General features: G+C 69.5%; 18 protein-coding genes. 9 read left to right on the top strand and 9 right to left on the bottom strand.

From position 1 onward, the window contains the following. Positions 1-25: 25 nt before the first annotated feature. Both R4P08_RS15935 and R4P08_RS15930 read left to right on the top strand, forming a co-directional pair. Positions 26-1,255 carry a DEAD/DEAH box helicase gene (locus tag R4P08_RS15935; protein WP_317814878.1) on the top strand — a complete coding sequence of 410 codons (1,230 nt, stop codon included), beginning with the start codon at positions 26-28 and terminating at the stop codon, positions 1,253-1,255. Beyond that, a complete protein-coding gene (locus tag R4P08_RS15930) occupies positions 1,252-2,241 on the top strand; it encodes a hypothetical protein (RefSeq protein ID WP_317814877.1) in 990 nt (329 codons plus the stop codon). The genes R4P08_RS15935 and R4P08_RS15930 overlap by 4 nt, the downstream gene beginning before the upstream one ends. On the opposite strand, the gene R4P08_RS15925 is transcribed toward R4P08_RS15930, so the two are convergent. Beyond that, positions 2,228-3,163, bottom strand: coding sequence for a hydrogen peroxide-inducible genes activator (locus R4P08_RS15925; RefSeq protein WP_317814876.1), 936 nt, complete (start codon positions 3,161-3,163; stop codon positions 2,228-2,230). The genes R4P08_RS15930 and R4P08_RS15925 overlap by 14 nt on opposite strands. A gap of 152 nt (positions 3,164-3,315) precedes the next feature. Here R4P08_RS15925 and R4P08_RS15920 point away from each other — a divergent pair, with 152 nt between their 5' ends. The 3 genes from R4P08_RS15920 to R4P08_RS15910 all read left to right on the top strand — a co-directional run bounded on the left by R4P08_RS15920 (position 3,316) and on the right by R4P08_RS15910 (position 5,575). Further along, positions 3,316-3,912, top strand: coding sequence for a peroxiredoxin (locus tag R4P08_RS15920; RefSeq protein WP_317814875.1), 597 nt, complete (start codon positions 3,316-3,318; stop codon positions 3,910-3,912). Next, positions 3,909-4,433 (top strand): carboxymuconolactone decarboxylase family protein, encoded by a 525-nt coding sequence (locus tag R4P08_RS15915; protein WP_317814874.1) that lies wholly within the window; start codon positions 3,909-3,911, stop codon positions 4,431-4,433. The genes R4P08_RS15920 and R4P08_RS15915 overlap by 4 nt, the downstream gene beginning before the upstream one ends. 176 nt (positions 4,434-4,609) lie before the next feature. Beyond that, positions 4,610-5,575 carry a hypothetical protein gene (locus R4P08_RS15910; RefSeq protein WP_317814873.1) on the top strand — a complete coding sequence of 322 codons (966 nt, stop codon included), beginning with the start codon at positions 4,610-4,612 and terminating at the stop codon, positions 5,573-5,575. A 91-nt stretch (positions 5,576-5,666) separates the two neighbouring features. Here R4P08_RS15910 and R4P08_RS15905 read toward each other — a convergent pair whose 3' ends face one another. The 4 genes from R4P08_RS15905 to dut all read right to left on the bottom strand — a co-directional run bounded on the left by R4P08_RS15905 (position 5,667) and on the right by dut (position 8,262). Beyond that, on the bottom strand, positions 5,667-6,266 hold the full coding sequence (locus R4P08_RS15905) for a DUF3159 domain-containing protein (RefSeq protein ID WP_317814906.1): 600 nt from the start codon (positions 6,264-6,266) through the stop codon (positions 5,667-5,669). Positions 6,267-6,394: 128 nt separating this feature from the next. Then, a complete protein-coding gene (locus R4P08_RS15900) occupies positions 6,395-6,793 on the bottom strand; it encodes a hypothetical protein (RefSeq protein ID WP_317814872.1) in 399 nt (132 codons plus the stop codon). 28 nt (positions 6,794-6,821) lie between these two features. Next, on the bottom strand, positions 6,822-7,703 hold the full coding sequence (locus R4P08_RS15895; RefSeq protein WP_317814871.1) for a DUF3710 domain-containing protein: 882 nt from the start codon (positions 7,701-7,703) through the stop codon (positions 6,822-6,824). A gap of 79 nt (positions 7,704-7,782) precedes the next feature. Beyond that, positions 7,783-8,262, bottom strand: a complete 480-nt coding sequence (dut, locus tag R4P08_RS15890) for a dUTP diphosphatase (protein ID WP_317814870.1) — start codon at positions 8,260-8,262, stop codon at positions 7,783-7,785. 54 nt (positions 8,263-8,316) lie between these two features. Here dut and R4P08_RS15885 point away from each other — a divergent pair, with 54 nt between their 5' ends. After that, complete coding sequence (locus R4P08_RS15885) at positions 8,317-8,823, top strand: DUF3093 domain-containing protein (protein ID WP_317814869.1); 507 nt, start codon at positions 8,317-8,319, stop codon at positions 8,821-8,823. Positions 8,824-8,828: 5 nt separating this feature from the next. Here R4P08_RS15885 and R4P08_RS15880 read toward each other — a convergent pair whose 3' ends face one another. Further along, complete coding sequence (locus R4P08_RS15880; RefSeq protein WP_317814868.1) at positions 8,829-9,131, bottom strand: DUF4193 domain-containing protein; 303 nt, start codon at positions 9,129-9,131, stop codon at positions 8,829-8,831. 257 nt (positions 9,132-9,388) lie between these two features. Between R4P08_RS15880 and cei the strand changes: the two genes are divergently transcribed. After that, the gene (cei, locus tag R4P08_RS15875; RefSeq protein ID WP_317814867.1) at positions 9,389-9,973 is read left to right on the top strand and encodes an envelope integrity protein Cei; all 585 of its coding nucleotides are present in this window, start codon (positions 9,389-9,391) and stop codon (positions 9,971-9,973) included. Here cei and R4P08_RS15870 read toward each other — a convergent pair. Then, positions 9,963-10,844 carry an inositol monophosphatase family protein gene (locus tag R4P08_RS15870; RefSeq protein WP_411741226.1) on the bottom strand — a complete coding sequence of 294 codons (882 nt, stop codon included), beginning with the start codon at positions 10,842-10,844 and terminating at the stop codon, positions 9,963-9,965. The two genes, cei and R4P08_RS15870, sit on opposite strands and share 11 nt — an antisense overlap. Before the next feature lie 224 nt (positions 10,845-11,068). Between R4P08_RS15870 and ppgK the strand changes: the two genes are divergently transcribed. Both ppgK and R4P08_RS15860 read left to right on the top strand, forming a co-directional pair. Further along, positions 11,069-11,914, top strand: a complete 846-nt coding sequence (ppgK, locus tag R4P08_RS15865) for a polyphosphate--glucose phosphotransferase (protein WP_317814865.1) — start codon at positions 11,069-11,071, stop codon at positions 11,912-11,914. Positions 11,915-12,092: 178 nt separating this feature from the next. Next, entirely contained in the window at positions 12,093-13,454 is a 1,362-nt protein-coding gene (locus tag R4P08_RS15860; protein ID WP_317814864.1) for an RNA polymerase sigma factor, read from the top strand. Positions 13,455-13,792: 338 nt separating this feature from the next. On the opposite strand, the gene R4P08_RS15855 is transcribed toward R4P08_RS15860, so the two are convergent. After that, on the bottom strand, positions 13,793-15,634 hold the full coding sequence (locus R4P08_RS15855; RefSeq protein WP_411741223.1) for a DEAD/DEAH box helicase: 1,842 nt from the start codon (positions 15,632-15,634) through the stop codon (positions 13,793-13,795). Beyond that, on the bottom strand, positions 15,627-15,872 hold the full coding sequence (locus R4P08_RS15850; protein WP_317814863.1) for a DUF3039 domain-containing protein: 246 nt from the start codon (positions 15,870-15,872) through the stop codon (positions 15,627-15,629). The genes R4P08_RS15855 and R4P08_RS15850 overlap by 8 nt, the downstream gene beginning before the upstream one ends. Positions 15,873-15,919: the final 47 nt, after the last annotated feature.

The raw sequence follows: 15,919 nt of genomic DNA, 5'->3' as shown, positions 1-15,919 counted from the left end.
CGTGGCGGTCCCGATCCGGCATGCCGTGTCAACAGTGATCAGCGGCCCGGCGAGTGCGGTTCAGGCTGCCACCCTCCACGACGCCGTCGCCGGGCGCGACCTGCTCGCGGTCGCCCCGACGGGCTCGGGCAAGACGCTGGTGTTCGCCATCGCCGTGACGCATCGGCTGGCCGGATCCCCCAGCCTCCCGGGCCGCCCCCGCGCGGTCGTCATCGCGCCCACCCGCGAACTCGCCGTGCAGAACGCCGAGGTGCTCGCGGAGGTCGGAGCCGGAGCCGGGCTCCGGGTGGCCACCTTCGTCGGCGGTCAACCGATCGCCAAGGATCGCCGCTCGCTCGTGGCTCCTGTCGACGTCGTCGTCGGGACCCCCGGCCGCCTGGTCGACCTGATCAGGACGCGTGCCCTCTCGCTCCCGGACCTCAAGGTGCTGGTCCTCGACGAAGCCGACCACCTCCTCGGTCCGTCGTTCGGCGAGCAGACCGCCGTCCTCCTGAACGGGTGCGGCGACGCCACCCTGTTGTCGACGACGGCGACGGCGGACTCGGACGTCGAGGACGAACTCAGACGCCGGCGACCCGATCTCCGCGTCCACCGCGTGGACACTCCCATCCACGCCGCACCGGACCCGTCGGCCGCTGCCGCCGGGGCTCCTCGTCAGTTGGTCGTGGTGTCCGCCCCGGAACCGGAGAGCTACGCCATCACGCTCGCGGCCCGCTGCCGTCGCGGGCTGTTCTTCGTCTCGCGCCGCGACGCGGTCGAGCCGTTGCGCGCATCGATCGCCGCGACCGGCGTCACGGCCGCCGGGGTGGCGGGGTCGGCCTCCCCCACCAGACGGGCGGGAGCCTTCGCCGATCTCGCGTCCGGGACCGTCCGGGTCCTGGTGAGCACCGACCTCGCCGGTCGCGGCCTCGACCTGGCCGGGATCGGCCACGTCGTCCATGTGGGACCGCCGCACTCGATCCAGGATCTGGTGCACCGGTCCGGCCGAACCGGTCGCGGTGACACAGCCGCCGGAGTCGTGGCCGCCATCGTCCGCCCGTCGGAGGTGGCCAGGATCAGTGCGCAGGCGCGCGAGGTGGGGATGACCGTGGAACTCCTCGACCCCACCGATCGACGCGCCGGGGCCCTCGCCGACGACCTCTTCGGTCCCGAGATCGATGTGCCACGACGGCGGAGGGAATCAGCTCCGCCTGCCCGGTCCCGACGCCCCGCGGTCTCCCGCGTCCACCGACCCAAGAAGAAGAAGCGGTCGTGAGCCGCAGACCGGGACCGGCGTCGGAATCGATCCACCCGGTCGTGGTCCCCGAGCAGGTCTGGCGGGAATGGGAACGAAGGCACGCGGCCGCGGTGGACCTCGTGACCACCGACCACCTGATGCGGCGACGCCGCGGTGAGCCCCACCCCGTCGTCGACTTCCTCTTCACCTACTACCGGACGAGCGTCGCGTCGATCCGGCGCTGGCATCCCGGGCCCGGGATGCTCCTGGAGAACGCGCATCTGACGGACCGGGTGGACTGGCGGCACTACGAGCGAGACTCGCTGCAGGGCAGGACGGGACTCGTGGTGGACCCCTGTTCCGTGCTGGACCGCTGCGGCCCCCGCATTCAGCGAGCCCGAGAAGTGGTCGAGGCCACCGCGGACCGGCCCGGTGCCACGGGCTGCTTCGGCCTCCACGAGTGGGCGATGCTGTACGGCACGGGTGACAACGGCGGTGAGAACGACGGCGCGGGCGACATCCGGCACGGGACGATTCCCCTACGCCTGTCTCACCGGCAGATCGACGAGGTCGTGATCGGGTCCCGGCTGCAGTGCACGCACTTCGACGCATATCGGTTCTTCACCACGCCTGCGACGCCCCTCAACCGCGACCTGCTCACCCGCGAGAGCCAACCCCGGAACGAGCAACCGGGCTGCCTGCACGCCGGGATGGACATCTACGCGCAGGTCGCGGCGATGGAGGCCGGGGCCCCGGGCGAGCTCCTGGTCGACGCCCTCCTGGCCGCGTTCGACGCCCGCGAGGTGGACATGCGCTCGTCCCCCTACGACCTGTCCGCCTGGGGTCTGGATCCGATACCGGTGGAGACGCCCGAGGGCCGCACGGAGTTCGTCGCCTATCAGCGACGGTGGATACGGCGGACGCAGATCTTGCGGGCGCGGTTCCTGGACGCGGTCACACGCCTGGAGTCGTCGGGCACCGCCGCGCGCGAACGGACCGCGATACCGCAGGTCACGCGGGCGTAGCGCCGAACAACTGCTCGGCCACCCCGGTCACGACGCGGCCGAACTCGGCATAGGCCTCGTCGCCGGCTGTCGCCGTGCGCAGGACCAGCCCCATGGTGCGGCCCGGCACGGGATCGGCGAACCTGGCGACCCCGATCCCGGGGTCCCGGCTCTCGGGCAGCACGGCGGACTCCGGGGCGATCGTGACCCCCAGGCCACCCGCGACACAGCGCACCGCGGTCGTCAACGAGGCGGTCCGCGACTCGCCGCGGCCCAGAATCGGCGCCGACACCCGGCGACACAGGTCGACCGTCTGGTCGCGCAGACAATGCCCCTCGTCGAGCATCAGAAGCGGCAGGTCCACCAGTGCCTCGAGCGGGAGGTCCACCCGGCCGGACAGCTCGTGATCGGCGGGAACGAGGAGCGCGAACGGCTCGGTGTACAGCGGGATCGAGACCACCCCGGCAGCATCCGTGGGAACCGCCATGATCGCGAGGTCGATCGAACCCGCGCGCAGCCCCTCCAGCAGCCGCCCGGTCTGCTCCTCCACGATCCGCGGCCGCAGATCCGGAAAGTGCTCGGCCAGCGCCGGCAGCAGACCCGGGAGCAGGTAGGGGGCCGAGGTGGGAATCACGCCGACGCGCAGAACCCCCGACAGCGGTCCCCCGCTCCCTGCGGCGGCATCGGCGACGGCGTCCATCGCGGTTACCGCCGCACGGGCGAAAGGCAGGAGTTGCTGTCCGGCCGGGGACACCAACACGGTCCGGGTGCTCCGCTCCACCAGGTGGAGGCCGACCCCGTCCTCCAGTGTCGCGAGCGCCTGGGAGAGGGAGGGCTGGCTCATCCCCAGGTCCTCCGCCGCGCTGCGGAAGTGCAGGCGTTCGGCCACGGCGAGGAACACTCTGAGCTGGGTGACGCTCGGAACGAACCGTTGATCGGGCATGTTGATGAGTGTAGGCCGGGCGATAGGCGGAAGTCGATGATTATTTGTACACCCCTATGGGTGATCTATGCCTCATTAGGCTTTACCTCTCACCCAGAGTCCGGCACAGTGGATCCTGTCCGTCCGACAAAGGCACTATCCAGGAGGATCACATGGCAATTCTTACAATCGGCGATCAGTTCCCCGACTTCGAGCTCACCGCGCTAAAGGGTGGCGACCTCCAGGAGGTCAACGCCCAGCAGCCCGAGGACTACTTCGAGACGATCACCAACAAGTCCTTCGAGGGCAAGTGGCGCGTGATCTTCTTCTACCCCAAGGACTTCACGTTCGTCTGCCCCACTGAGATCGCCGCGTTCGGCAAGCTCGACGAGGACTTCCAGGACCGCGATACCCAGATCCTCGGCGGCTCGATCGACAACGAGTTCGCGCACTTCAACTGGCGCGCGACCAACGACGAGCTCAAGAGCGTCCCGTTCCCGATCCTCTCGGACATCAAGCACGAGCTCATCCGTGAGCTCGGTGTGGAGAACGCCGGCGGCGTGGCCGATCGCGCCACCTTCATCGTCGACCCGGACAACGTCATCCAGTTCGTCTCCGTCACCCCGGATGCCGTCGGCCGCAACGTCGACGAGGTGCTGCGCGTCCTCGACGCCCTCCAGTCCTCGGAGGTCTGTGCCTGCAACTGGCAGAAGAACGACCCGACCAAGAACATCAACAAGATGGACATGCTGCAGGAGGGGATCAAGTGAGCATAGAGAACCTGAAGTCCGGACTCCCCGAGTTCGCCAAGGATCTCAAGCTCAACCTCGGCTCGCTGGCGCGTACCACCGAACTGTCCGAGCAGCAGCTCTGGGGCACGTTCCTGGCGACCGCCGCCGCGACCCGATCGTCGACCGTGTTGTCGGAGATCGCTGACGAGGCGCGGCAGCACCTGTCGGACGAGGCGTTCAACGCCGCGCTCGGTGCAGCCTCCATCATGGCGATGAACAACGTGGCCTACCGGGCCAAGGAGTTCCTCGGCGACGAGTACGCCCAGGTCCGGATGGGCCTGCGGATGAACATCATCGCCAACCCGGGCGTGGACAAGGCTGACTTCGAACTGTGGTCGATGGCCGTGTCCACGATCAACGGTTGCGAGAACTGCACTGCTGCCCACGATGACATCATCCGCAAGGAGGGCGTCACCAAGGAGCAGGCCTGGGAGGCCGTCAAGATCGCGGGCACCGTCGCCGGTGTCGCGCAGGCCGTCGAGATCGACGCCAACATCTGACGCCACCACCGCACATGCACGTCCCGAGGGCCCCGTCGACGCAGTCGGCGGGGCCCTCGCCCGTGTCTGCGGGCCCGACGCGCGGATCGGATCTCCCCAAAAACCCGTCACGGGACTAGGTTCAGGGGTGCGCCGTGGAAAAGTTTTTCGCGCCACCATACAGATCTGGAGATGGCATGACTACCGGAGGTACCCCGTCCGGGGACGCGTTCCCGAACGATCCGTGGGAATCAGGCACCGACCATGAGGACTGGGGACAGCCGCAGGCCGGCGACCAGAGCTACGGTCAGCAGGGCTATCCCGCACAGGGTTACGGCCAAGAGCCGTACCCGGGCCAGGGTTACGGCCAGCAGCCCTACCCGGACCAGAGCTACGGCCAGCAGCCCTACCCGAACCAGGGTTATGGCCAGCCGGGTCATCCGGACCAGGGCTACGGTCAGCAGGGTTACGGGGCCCCGGCCTTCGGCGGCGGATATCCGCAGCCCGGCCAGGGTGGCGGCCCACTGATGACCGGCAGGGTATCGGCGACCGACGCCGTCAGCGCCGGCTGGCAGATGTTCAAGAACAACCCGCTGCCGTGGGTACTCATCACCCTGGCGATGCTCGTCGCCAGCATGATCCTCGGCGGTTTCTCCAACTCCGAGTCCGCCGCGACGATGTCGCTGGCCAACATCCTCTCGATTGTCGTGAGCATCGTCTTCCAGGCGTTCATCATCCGCGGCGCCCTGCTCGAGGTCGACGGCCACAAGCCGGCGATCGGTGACTTCTTCAAGCTGCACAACTTCGGGGCGTTCGTCATCGCCTCGATCCTCGTGGGACTCGCGACGATCGTCGGGTTCATCCTCCTCATCCTCCCCGGGCTCGTGGTGGCCTTCTTCCTGTACCTGACCTACCACTTCGTCGTCGACCGGAACATGGCCGCGATCGACGCGATGAAGTCGAGCGTCAACGCCATCAAGTCCGACGCCGGCAACCTGTTCGCCCTCGCGGTGCTGAACACCCTCATCATCATCGTCGGCGCCCTGGCGCTGGGCGTCGGACTGCTCGTCGCGGTTCCGGTCGTGACGCTGGCTACGGTGTTCGCCTACCGCGCGATCACCGGACCGAGCGACTTCTCGCGCGCTGCCACCAGCGCCGTCTGATCGCTCCAGTCGGCCTCACCGGCACCGGGAACAGAGCCCCCGCCGACCACTGGGTCGGCGGGGGCTCGTCTCCGTGTGCGGGTGAACCGGGTCAGCTGAGCGACTTCACCTGTGGCTCCTGTGGTTCGGCCTCGAGCGCCATCGCGCGCCGGACGGCCCAGATCGTCCCGGCGAACGCCAGCAACGCCAGCGGCCACCCCATCCCGATCCGTGCAGCGCCAAGCCAGTTGACCTCGTCGTTGAGGTAGAGCGCGTACTGCAGGACAGCGCGGATCGCGAAGAGCGCGGCCCAGATCCACGTCGCGACGGCGTACCAGCGTCGGGCGGCCGGGATCCGGCGCCATGCCATGCCCTTGCCGTCGAGGAATCCCCAGATGACGCCGACGAGCGGCCAACGCGCCAGTGCGGAGATCGCGAACGCGGTTCCGTACACGGCCTGGGTGATGATCCCGTAGAGGAAGTAGCCCTTGGCACTTCCCGTGCGCCAGGCGATGAAGACGCAGATCGCGACCCCGATGAACCCGGAGATGGCGGGCTGAGGGTTCTCACGGCGGACCAGAGACCAGCCCAGCATCGCCACGGCCACCGACAGGGCAGCCCAGATGGCGACCGTCAGGCCCCAGATCGCGTTGACGGGGACAAAGGCGAGGATGGGGATCGAGGAGAATACGAGACCGCGGACCCCACCCATCTGGTCGAGCACCGACGCGTCAGGGTCACCGAACGCCGACTTGCGCTTCACATCGCGGGAGCCGGTCGAAGTGCCACCCGTGCCTCCGGGATCACCCGTGACGTGCTCATCAGGCCGCTCAGACTCTGTCACGCTTCTCCTTTGTCGTTCCGGCTCGGCCGCCCGGTGAGCAGCTCATAACGCGGATTGAACATGATCATGTGGCCGTCGCGAGTCCCGATACGACCGGTCACCCGGACGAACCGACCGGTGTCGATACCCGGGATCGATCGACGTCCCAACCAGCACACGTCCACGGCGCCGGTGCCGTCGAAGACCTCGGCGGTCACCCCCAGGAATTCCTCGCCGCCGCCGGTCAACACGGTGCGCACCCGCCCCGTCAGAGTGACCAGGTCCCCGCGCTCAGCGTCCTCGATGTGGGAACACCCCGAGCTGCGCGCCAGCCCGACCAGGTCTGCCGCGTCCAAGGTGTCCAGCGAATCGGTGAACCGGGCCGAGAGGCCACGGGCCGCCCGGGTCAGGAACATCCCGCTCTCCCGTCGGCGCGGTGGGCGATCAGAGGTCGTCAGAGCTACGGAGTCGATCCATCGCGCTGCCGTCCCGGCGCGGCGGGACGGGAGCACTCTGGGGCTGGGTCGGGGCACTCTGCGGTGAATCGGGCGTGTGCTGCGGTTCGGTCGGGGTCGCCTGCGGCTGGGCGGGCGTGCTCTGCGCCTGCCCTGGCTGAGTCTGGGCCGGCGCCGAGGTCTGGGACCCCTGGCCGGCCGCCATCTGTTGCTGGAAGGCCTGGGCCTGCTGCTGCGCCGCCAGCTGCGACTGCGCCTGGACCAACGCCTGCTGGATCTCCTCCGGGATGGTCAACGGCAGCTGCTCACGGACGGGCATGGGTCCGTCCCCGCGGTTGATCAGCAGGTGCTTGAACACCTCCCTGCCCTCTTCCGCGGCCTGGTCAGCCAGCTCAGGGGTCGCCATGATCCGGACTTCAGCGGTCCACCGGTGACCATCCACACCGATCGCGCGGAACACCGCGCCGGGCATGACCGCGACGAGCTCACGGCCCCACGGGCCGTCTTCCACCGATACCTCGGCGCCCTGCTCCCGGAGCTGATCACCCATCCCGGTGACCATGGTCCGCCACTGCCCGGCGGACTTCGGTGCGGCGAAGGCACGGGGAATGACCCGCGAGACGGTGGTGACGATGTGGAACTCGGGTTGGCCGTTCGGGTCCAGGGCCACGTTCAGGTCGCGCCCCTTGGGGACACCGATCACCAGGGAACCGAGGTCGATGTGCCCGAACCCCAGGTCCGCGTAGTACTGGCGGAAATCACTGACCGACGAACGATCGTGGGGGCCCGCCGTGGACGGAGCGGAGCCCTGTGCCTCCCCGGAGTCGGCGGCGTCGCGGTCCCCGGTCACCGACTTCTTGCGTCCGAACATGGTCGAATCCTCTCCGCGTGCGACCCGGCCCCGGACGGGGCCGTGCCTACTAGACGCTAACCAAACTAGTCGCTGCCGGTCAGGTCAGGCGGTGGTGCCCACCAGTCGACCCGTGGCCACCCTCGCCGCGATCGGTCTGATCCAGCTCGTCCACCTCGACCACGTCCCACAGTTCGACCCGCTGGACGAGCAGCTGGGCGATGCGATCACCGCGTTCGATCCGTACCGGTTCAGACGGGTCGAGGTTGATGAGGTTGACCCTGATCTCCCCCCGGTATCCGGCGTCGACGGTGCCCGGGGCGTTGACGATCGAGAGACCAGCACGCGCGGCCAGGCCCGATCTGGGGTGCACGAGCCCCACGTACCCTTCCGGGATCGCGACGGCGACTCCTGTGCCCACGAGGGACCGGTGCCCGGGCGCGAGTTCGCAGTCCTCGGCGGAGTACAGGTCGATCCCCGCATCCGACGCGTGTGCCCGGACCGGGACAGGGAGCCCGGGGTCGAGCCGTCGCAGGCGCAACACCCCGACGGGTTGTGCGCGGTGCGTGGAGTCGTCCATGTGGTCGCCGCCCTCCTTCCGGGCCCCGCCCGGATGATCGATAGTCTTGATGCCGTGACCGACGACGACCTCCGACCCCCGCCCGACCGAGCGCCGCGCCCGGTGCACTCGGAACGCCTCCGGGTGCCCGTGTGGTGGTGGGTGGCTCTGGCCGCCGGCACCGCTATCGCGCTGGCCCTGGCCGTCGTAGTGGGGGCGCCGTGGTGGATGTGGATTCTCGTGGTGATCGCCCCCGCCCTACTCGCGTGGCTGTTCGTCACCGTAGGTCGCGAGCGGATCGAGGTCGAGTCCGACGGTCAGGGTGGCGGGACGCTGTACGCGGGGCGCGCACGGTTGCCGTTCGACGCGATCTCGCGCAGCGCCGTGGTCCCGGCCACCGCGAAGCAGGCCGCGATGGGGCGTCAGCTCGATCCCGAGGCGTTCGTGGTCCACCGTGGGTACATCCCCACGATGGTGATCGTCGTCCTGGACGACCCGCTGGACCCCACGCCGTACTGGTTGATCAGCACCCGCGACCCCGAGGGACTCGCGGCAGCGCTGCCGGACAACCAGTACAGCTGATCCGGTCAGCCCGCGCAGTCCACGCAGATGGCGAATCCGTCCCGCTCCTCGGCGAAGCGGCTGCGGTGGTGGACGAGGAAGCACTCCCCGCAGGTGAACTCGTTCTCCTGCTCGGGGACCACGCGGACAGTGAGTTCCTCGCCGGACAGATCCGCACCGGGGAGCTCGTAGGTCTCGGCGGTGACCGTCTCGTCCACGTCGACCTCACCGGTGGCGCCCTCGGCCCGGCGGGCCTTGAGCTCCTCCAGCGAATCGCCGGAGATCTCATCCGCTTCGGTCCGGCGGGGTGCGTCGTAGTCGGTTGCCATGAGTCTCTTCTCTACGGTCTGCTGATGAGGGAGGGTGGTTCGATCGTGGACCGACCAGCGCACGCATACTAGCGGGAACCGGCAAGAATTTCATCCCCGGCCCATCTCGTGCCTCGACGAGGCCGCCGGACCGGCGGCGATTACAGTGATGCGGCAGCCCCGTACCGGGCTCCGGCACCGCGATACCTGCAGGAAGGGCCCTCATGGTCGTCCACCTCAGCACTCAGACAGTACCCAGCCCGACCCCCACCCGGGGGATGGGACGTCTGCGCAGCCCCTACGTGTTCTTCGTGGTGATCGCCCTGGTTCTGGGAGGCCTGGTCTGGACGCTCGCCCTGCGGGGAAGTGACGTCGCGACAGAGGCGGCGGCCTGCCCGGTCACCCCGGCAGCGGAGGAGGCCGGCCTGCGGGAACAACCGGCGAGCGCTCTGGACTCCGTCGTGCCGGCGCTGCTGGCCGACACCAGGGTCCGGGTGCTCAACGCGAACGGCCAGAGCGGCCAGGCCGGCGCGGTCGCCGCCCAGCTCGCCGAGAGCGGGTTCCAGCCCGCCGGCGCCGACGCGACGGGCAACGACCCGGTCTATGCGCAGGCTCTCGAATGCCACGGCCAGATCCGCTACGGCGAGGCCGGACAGGCGACCGCCCGGTCGCTCTCGCTCGCGGCTCCGTGCATGCAGCTGGTCGACGACGGACGTGACGACGCCTCGGCCGACCTCGTCCTGGGAACCATCTTCTCCCGGCTGTCCGACTCGGCGGCCGCGGTGGCAGCCCTCGACGAGCTCAAGGTGGGCCGCCAGCCCATCACCACCGAGCTGGAGGCCGCGCGCTCGGTCAACTGCTGACGCACCCGCCGAGCGCCTGCAGGAACTCACGCGCGACGCCGGGCGCGACAGCCGTAGTGGGGACGGCATCGTCGGTGGAGACCGACACCACCGCCCCGGCCTCGGACGCGATCAGTGCACCCGCGGCGTGATCCCACGGCTTGAGGCAGCGCTCGTAGTACGCGTCCACGCGACCGGTGGCGACCATGCACAGGTCCAACGCCGCTGATCCACAGCGCCGGATGTCCCTGATCCGCGGGAGGAGTTCGGCGACCACCCGGCCCTGTTCCGCACGTACCAGAGAGTCGTAGGAGAAGCCGGTCCCGACGAGTGCCAGTGACAGCGCGTCGCACTCCGACGGCGTGATCACGGACACCGACCCGTCTGCATCCCTGAGTGTCGCCCCGCGGCCGGAGGCCGCCGTCCAGGTCTCGCGGGTGACGATGTTGTGAACAGCCCCCGCGACGACGACTCCGTCCACCTCCGCCGCCACGGAGACCGCGGTGAAGGGGATGCCGTAGAGCAGGTTGACCGTCCCGTCGACCGGATCGATCACCCATCGCACGCTCCAGGCGTCGCCCGGCGACCGCGCTCTCCCCGACTCGCCCGGCATCGATGCCTCCCCGCCCTCCTCCCCCAGGACCCGGTCACCGGATCTCGCGGAGGCCACCTCGGCGCGGAGGTGTTCCTCGACCGAGGTGTCGATGACGGTGACCGGATCGGTCGTCGAACTCTTGGAACGCGAATCCAGCCCGGTGGAGGTGAACCGCTCCAGCATCCGCCGGGCCACGTCGCCGCCGGAGACCGCGAGGTGGTCGGCGAACTCCCTCAGCTCATCGAGCATGTCCGTGCCGGGCCGCCCCGCTGTCTCGTCGACCGTCTCCCCTGCCATCCCGGCTCCCCTCGTCGTCGTCATTGTTGTGGTTGTTGTGGTGGTGGTCGTCGTCGTCGTTGCCGCCGTGTCGTCGTGGTCGCGCCCGGACGAACCGGCCACGCGCGGCGGCCGGACGGATACGCTGGCGAACGGACGCTCGTCGCCCTCATCGTGCCCCGGCGGCCCGATGACCACCACCCACCCGCCGTGTCCCCCACGGCCCGTCCCGCGGGAGTCCTCGGATGTCCACCCCCACCCCTGACGAGCACCACTCCCCGCCGGTCACGTCAACCGGTCTGGGGGTGGACGTCGGCGGCACCGGGATCAAGGTCGGGAAGGTCGACCTCGGCTCCGGCGAACTCATCGGCGAGCGGCTCATCCGCGACACCCCGCAACCGGCGACGCCGGACGCGGTCGCCGAGACGATCCGCCAGATGGTCGAGGAGTTCGGTTGGGAGGGGCCGGTGGGCGTGGCCCTGCCGAGTGTCATCCACGAGGGGGTGGCGAGGATCGCCCACAACATCGACTCCTCCTGGATCGGGTGCGACGTGGTGGAATTGTTCGACCGCCACCTCCCCGGGCGCTCGGTGGTCATGCTCAACGACGCCGACGCCGCAGGGCTCACAGAGGTGCACTACGGCGCCGGTGAGGGCGTCGAGGGCCTGGTCATCCTGTTGACCTTCGGCACCGGGATAGGTTCTGCGCTGCTGCTCAACGGCCGTCTGATCCCCAACACCGAGTTCGGACACCTCCACGTGGAGGACATCGCCGGACGCGGCTTCGACGAAGCCGAGCACCTGGCCTCCGCCGCGGTCCGCGCCCGGGACGGCCTGAGCTTCCAGGACTGGGCGCCGCACGTGTCCAACGTGCTCCGGTCCATCGAGGACCTGCTCTGGCCGCGCGCGTTCGTCCTCGGCGGCGGGGTCAGCGAGGCCGCCGCCGACTGGTTCCCGCTGCTGGAGAACCGCACCCCGGTCCGACCTGCCGTGCGCCTCAACGACGCCGGGATCATCGGCGCGGCCCTGTTCGCCGCCGGGCACGCGGGCCTCCTGGACCTCGGGGACGCGCTGTCCCCGGGCGGGTACTGACCAGTCCGGCCGTGCCTGATGCGACCCCCCGGCGCGTTCGTCGTTACAATGGCGCAGGCCGGGATCACGTACCGGTCGGGGACGGGCCAGGAACCGCAAGGCGGATGGCTCGAGTGTCGGCAGACGACGCGCATCGGTCCCCGTATCCCATTGAGTTACCGGTTGTGAAGGGGCGTTTGTGGCAGCCACGAAGACCACCAGTTCGGATTCCGCTATGAGCGGCGATCCGTCGGACACCGAGGTCACGGGCGAGGCCCCCGCCAAGAAGACCGCGGCGCGCAAGGCGCCAGCCAAGAAGGCCGCGCCCGCCAAGAAGACCGCGGCGAAGAAGACCGCCGCCAAGAAGACGGCTGCGAAGAAGGCCGTGCCCGCCAAGAAGACCGCGGCCGCGGGTGACGCCGCTGCGATCGACGAGGTGCCCACCGACGCGGTCGACGTCGAGCCGGACCCCGCCGCGCTCGAGGACGTCGAGGTCGTGGTGGACGACATCGAGGACGAGGAAGCCGACGAGGAGACCAAGGGGGCACCCAGCTCCAAGGACAAGGCGTCGGGCGACTTCGTCTGGGACGAGGACGAGTCCGAAGCACTGCGGCAGGCCCGCAAGGACGCTGAGCTGACCGCGTCCGCCGACTCCGTCCGCGCCTACCTCAAGCAGATCGGCAAGGTCGCACTCCTCAACGCCGAGGAGGAGGTCGAGCTGGCCAAGCGCATCGAGGCCGGCCTCTACGCAACCTGGCACATCGCACAGGTCGCCGAGCGTGGCGAGAAGCTCACCACCGCGCAGCGTCGTGACTTCCGCTGGATCGAGCGCGACGGCGTCCGCGCCAAGAACCACCTGCTCGAGGCCAACCTGCGCCTGGTCGTCTCCCTGGCCAAGCGCTACACGGGCCGCGGCATGGCGTTCCTGGACCTCATCCAGGAGGGCAACCTCGGTCTGATCCGCGCGGTCGAGAAGTTCGACTACACCAAGGGCTACAAGTTCTCCACGTACGCCACCTGGTGGATCCGCCAGGCGATCACCCGCGCGATGGCCGACCAGGCCCGCACCATCCGCATCCCGGTGCACATGGTCGAGGTCATCAACAAGCTCGGCCGCATCCAGCGCGAGCTGCTCCAGGACCTGGGCCGCGAGCCCACGCCTGAGGAGCTGGCCAAGGAGATGGACATCACCCCGGAGAAGGTGCTGGAGATCCAGCAGTACGCCCGGGAACCCATCTCGCTGGACCAGACCATCGGCGACGAGGGCGACTCGCAGCTCGGCGACTTCATCGAGGACTCCGAGGCCGTGGTCGCGGTCGACGCCGTGAGCTTCACGCTCCTGCAGGATCAGCTGCGCTCGGTGCTGGACACGCTCTCCGAGCGTGAGGCCGGCGTGGTCCGGCTGCGCTTCGGTCTGACCGACGGCCTCCCGCGCACCCTGGACGAGATCGGTCAGGTGTACGGCGTCACGCGCGAGCGCATCCGGCAGATCGAGTCCAAGACCATGTCCAAGCTGCGCCACCCGTCGCGCTCGCAGGTCCTGCGCGACTACCTGGACTGATCCACGAGGGACAACTGCGGGCCCGTCGTCGAGATCTCGGCGACGGGCCCGCTCTCGTCTGTCCCAGGGGGTCCGCTGCCGCGGCCGGGTGCGCCTGAGCCCGTGCGGTTGCATGAATGGCATTCCGGCAGCGCGTCCGGCTCCGGTTACGCTGCCGGATCGGCTCGCGCTGGCAGAGTGCCCGCTCTGGGCGGACCTGCGCTGGCGGTAGGGACCAGAGAGACATCGCAGGTCAGAGACGCAGCGCATCCCGAGCCTGTCGCGCTGGCGGACTGCTCGGCCCGGGCGACGACACGTCGACCCGGGCGCCGAAACGTCGACCCGGGCGCCGAAGCCCGTTACCAGCTCCGCAACAGGGAGATCCGCTCGCGGATCTGCTCGCCCGAGGCCATGGGCACCGGCGGACCGCCACACGAGTTCCGCAATTGCGTGTGGATCGCGCCATGGGACTTGCCCAGGCGACCCGAGTACACCGACACCAACGTGTTGAGCTGGCGGCGGAGGTCCTTGAGTTCGGCAGCGGAGGCCACACGATCGGCCGCGGCACCCGCGTTCGCGCCGGGTCCCGCGACGTTCCCGGGAATCGTGGCCCCGGAGATCGTCGGGTCGACGCCGACCACAGCCACAGAACCGACCCCCGACGACGCCTCTCCGGACGCCCGCCGGATCTGGTTCTTCTCCCGCTGACGCAGGAGGGCCTTGACGTCGTCCGCGCCGAGTAGTCCGGGGAGCCCGATGTAGTCGGCCTCCTCCTCGCTCCCGGCGAACGTGGCCGTGCCGTACGAGGACCCCTCGTACAGGATCTGGTCGAGCTCCGCGTCGGCCCCGAGGGAGATGTATCCCTTGTCCTCCTCGTCGGCGTTGTCCGCCTCGTCTTGCTGCTTGTTTGCCTGGGCGAGCAGCTCGTCCTCGAGGCCGTCCTCGCGGTGTGGCTTGCCCAGGACGTGGTCGCGCTGCGCTTCCATCTGCGAGGCGAGTTGCAGCAGCACCGGGACCGACGGGAGGAACACCGACGCCGTCTCCCCCGGTCTGCGTGATCGGACGAAGCGGCCGATGGCCTGAGCGAAGTACAGGGGTGTCGACGCGCTGGTGGCGTAGACGCCCACGCAGAGACGCGGGACGTCCACGCCCTCGGAGACCATCCGGACGGCCACCATCCACTCGTCGGTCGAGTCCGAGAACGTCCCGATCCGGCTCGTGGCGGTGGGATCGTCGGAGAGGACGACGACGGGGGGTCGGCCGGTGATCTCGTGGAGCAACGCCGCGTATTCCCGCGCGCGCTCCTGATCTGTGGCGATCACCAGTCCACCGGCGTCGGCGACTCCGGCGGCCCTGATCTGCCGGAGACGGGTGTGCGCTGCCTGCAACACAGCCGGCATCCAGTCGCCGTGGGGGTCGAGCGCTACCCGCCAGGCGCGGGAGTTCTGGTCCGCACTGAGCGGCTCACCGAGACGGGCCGAGAACTCCTCGCCCGCATTGGTGCGCCAGCGGGCCTCACCCGAGTACGCCAGGAAGACCACGGGCCGGACCACGCCGTCGGCCAGTGCGTCGGCGTAGCCGTAGGAGTGGTCCGCCTTGGAACGCTGGTGGCCCTGCCCGTCGGGTTCGTAGGTGACGAACGGGATCGGGCTGTCGTCCGACCGGAAGGGCGTACCGGTCAGCGAGAGCCGGCGCTCGGCGTCGTCGAACGCCTCGCGGATGCCGTCCCCCCAGCTCTTGGCGTCGCCGCCGTGGTGGATCTCGTCGAGGATCACCAGGGTGCGGCGGGACGCGGTTCGCTCCCGGTGCTTGAACGGGTGCGCGGCCACCTGGGCGTACGTCACCACCACTCCGTGGTACTCCGGCGCGAGGGCACCGGAGGAGTTGGAGTACTCGGGGTCCAGGGCGATCCCGGCCCGCGCGGCCGCCCCGGCCCACTGGTACTTGAGGTGCTCGGTGGGGGCGACGACCGTGATCGAGTCAACCGTCCGGTCGGTCAGGAGCTCGGTGGCCACGCGCAGACCGAACGTGGTCTTACCCGCGCCGGGAGTGGCCACGGCGAGGAAGTCCTTCGGCCGGGCCATGAGGTACTTGCGCAGCGCGGTCCGCTGCCAGGCGCGCAGCGGCGCACCCCCGGTTACGGAAGTCGTGGCGTCTGCGGTCTGTTCCTCGGTGCCCGGGACCGCGCCGGGTTCACTCACCAGGCTTCAGGGCTTCGTAGACGCGCTTGCACTCGGGGCACACGGGAGAACCGGGCTTGGCGGACCGGGTCACCGGGAAGACCTCGCCGCACAGGGCGATCACGTAGGAGCCCATGACCGCGCTCTCGGCGATCTTGCTCTTGTCCACGTAGTGGAAGAATTTGGGGGCGTCGTCCTGCGTCTCCTCGGTCGTGGTGACCTCGGGGCGCTCGAGTGTTTTAGTCCGGGTGGTGCTCACCCCCTCATGATGCCGCACCCAGGCGTCCGTGCGCCAACGCCGGAGTA

This window comes from Rhodococcus sp. IEGM 1408 (assembly GCF_033142235.1).
In the GTDB taxonomy this organism is placed as follows: Bacteria; Actinomycetota; Actinomycetes; order Mycobacteriales; family Mycobacteriaceae; genus Dietzia.
Note: the sequence above shows the minus strand (reverse complement) of the source record. Positions and strands in the feature narration are given on the sequence as shown.

What these genes read in the sequence shown, in the direction of transcription:
- R4P08_RS15925 (WP_317814876.1), bottom strand. Translation starts at nt 3,163, where the DNA reads ATGCCCGATCAACGGTTCGTTCCGAGCGTCACCCAGCTCAGAGTGTTC.
- R4P08_RS15920 (WP_317814875.1), top strand. Translation starts at nt 3,316, where the DNA reads ATGGCAATTCTTACAATCGGCGATCAGTTCCCCGACTTCGAGCTCACC.
- R4P08_RS15910 (WP_317814873.1), top strand. Translation starts at nt 4,610, where the DNA reads ATGACTACCGGAGGTACCCCGTCCGGGGACGCGTTCCCGAACGATCCG.
- R4P08_RS15905 (WP_317814906.1), bottom strand. Translation starts at nt 6,266, where the DNA reads ATGGGTGGGGTCCGCGGTCTCGTATTCTCCTCGATCCCCATCCTCGCC.
- R4P08_RS15900 (WP_317814872.1), bottom strand. Translation starts at nt 6,793, where the DNA reads ATGTTCCTGACCCGGGCGGCCCGTGGCCTCTCGGCCCGGTTCACCGAT.
- R4P08_RS15895 (WP_317814871.1), bottom strand. Translation starts at nt 7,703, where the DNA reads ATGTTCGGACGCAAGAAGTCGGTGACCGGGGACCGCGACGCCGCCGAC.
- dut (WP_317814870.1), bottom strand. Translation starts at nt 8,262, where the DNA reads ATGGACGACTCCACGCACCGCGCACAACCCGTCGGGGTGTTGCGCCTG.
- R4P08_RS15880 (WP_317814868.1), bottom strand. Translation starts at nt 9,131, where the DNA reads ATGGCAACCGACTACGACGCACCCCGCCGGACCGAAGCGGATGAGATC.
- cei (WP_317814867.1), top strand. Translation starts at nt 9,389, where the DNA reads ATGGGACGTCTGCGCAGCCCCTACGTGTTCTTCGTGGTGATCGCCCTG.
- R4P08_RS15870 (WP_411741226.1), bottom strand. Translation starts at nt 10,844, where the DNA reads ATGGCAGGGGAGACGGTCGACGAGACAGCGGGGCGGCCCGGCACGGAC.
- ppgK (WP_317814865.1), top strand. Translation starts at nt 11,069, where the DNA reads ATGTCCACCCCCACCCCTGACGAGCACCACTCCCCGCCGGTCACGTCA.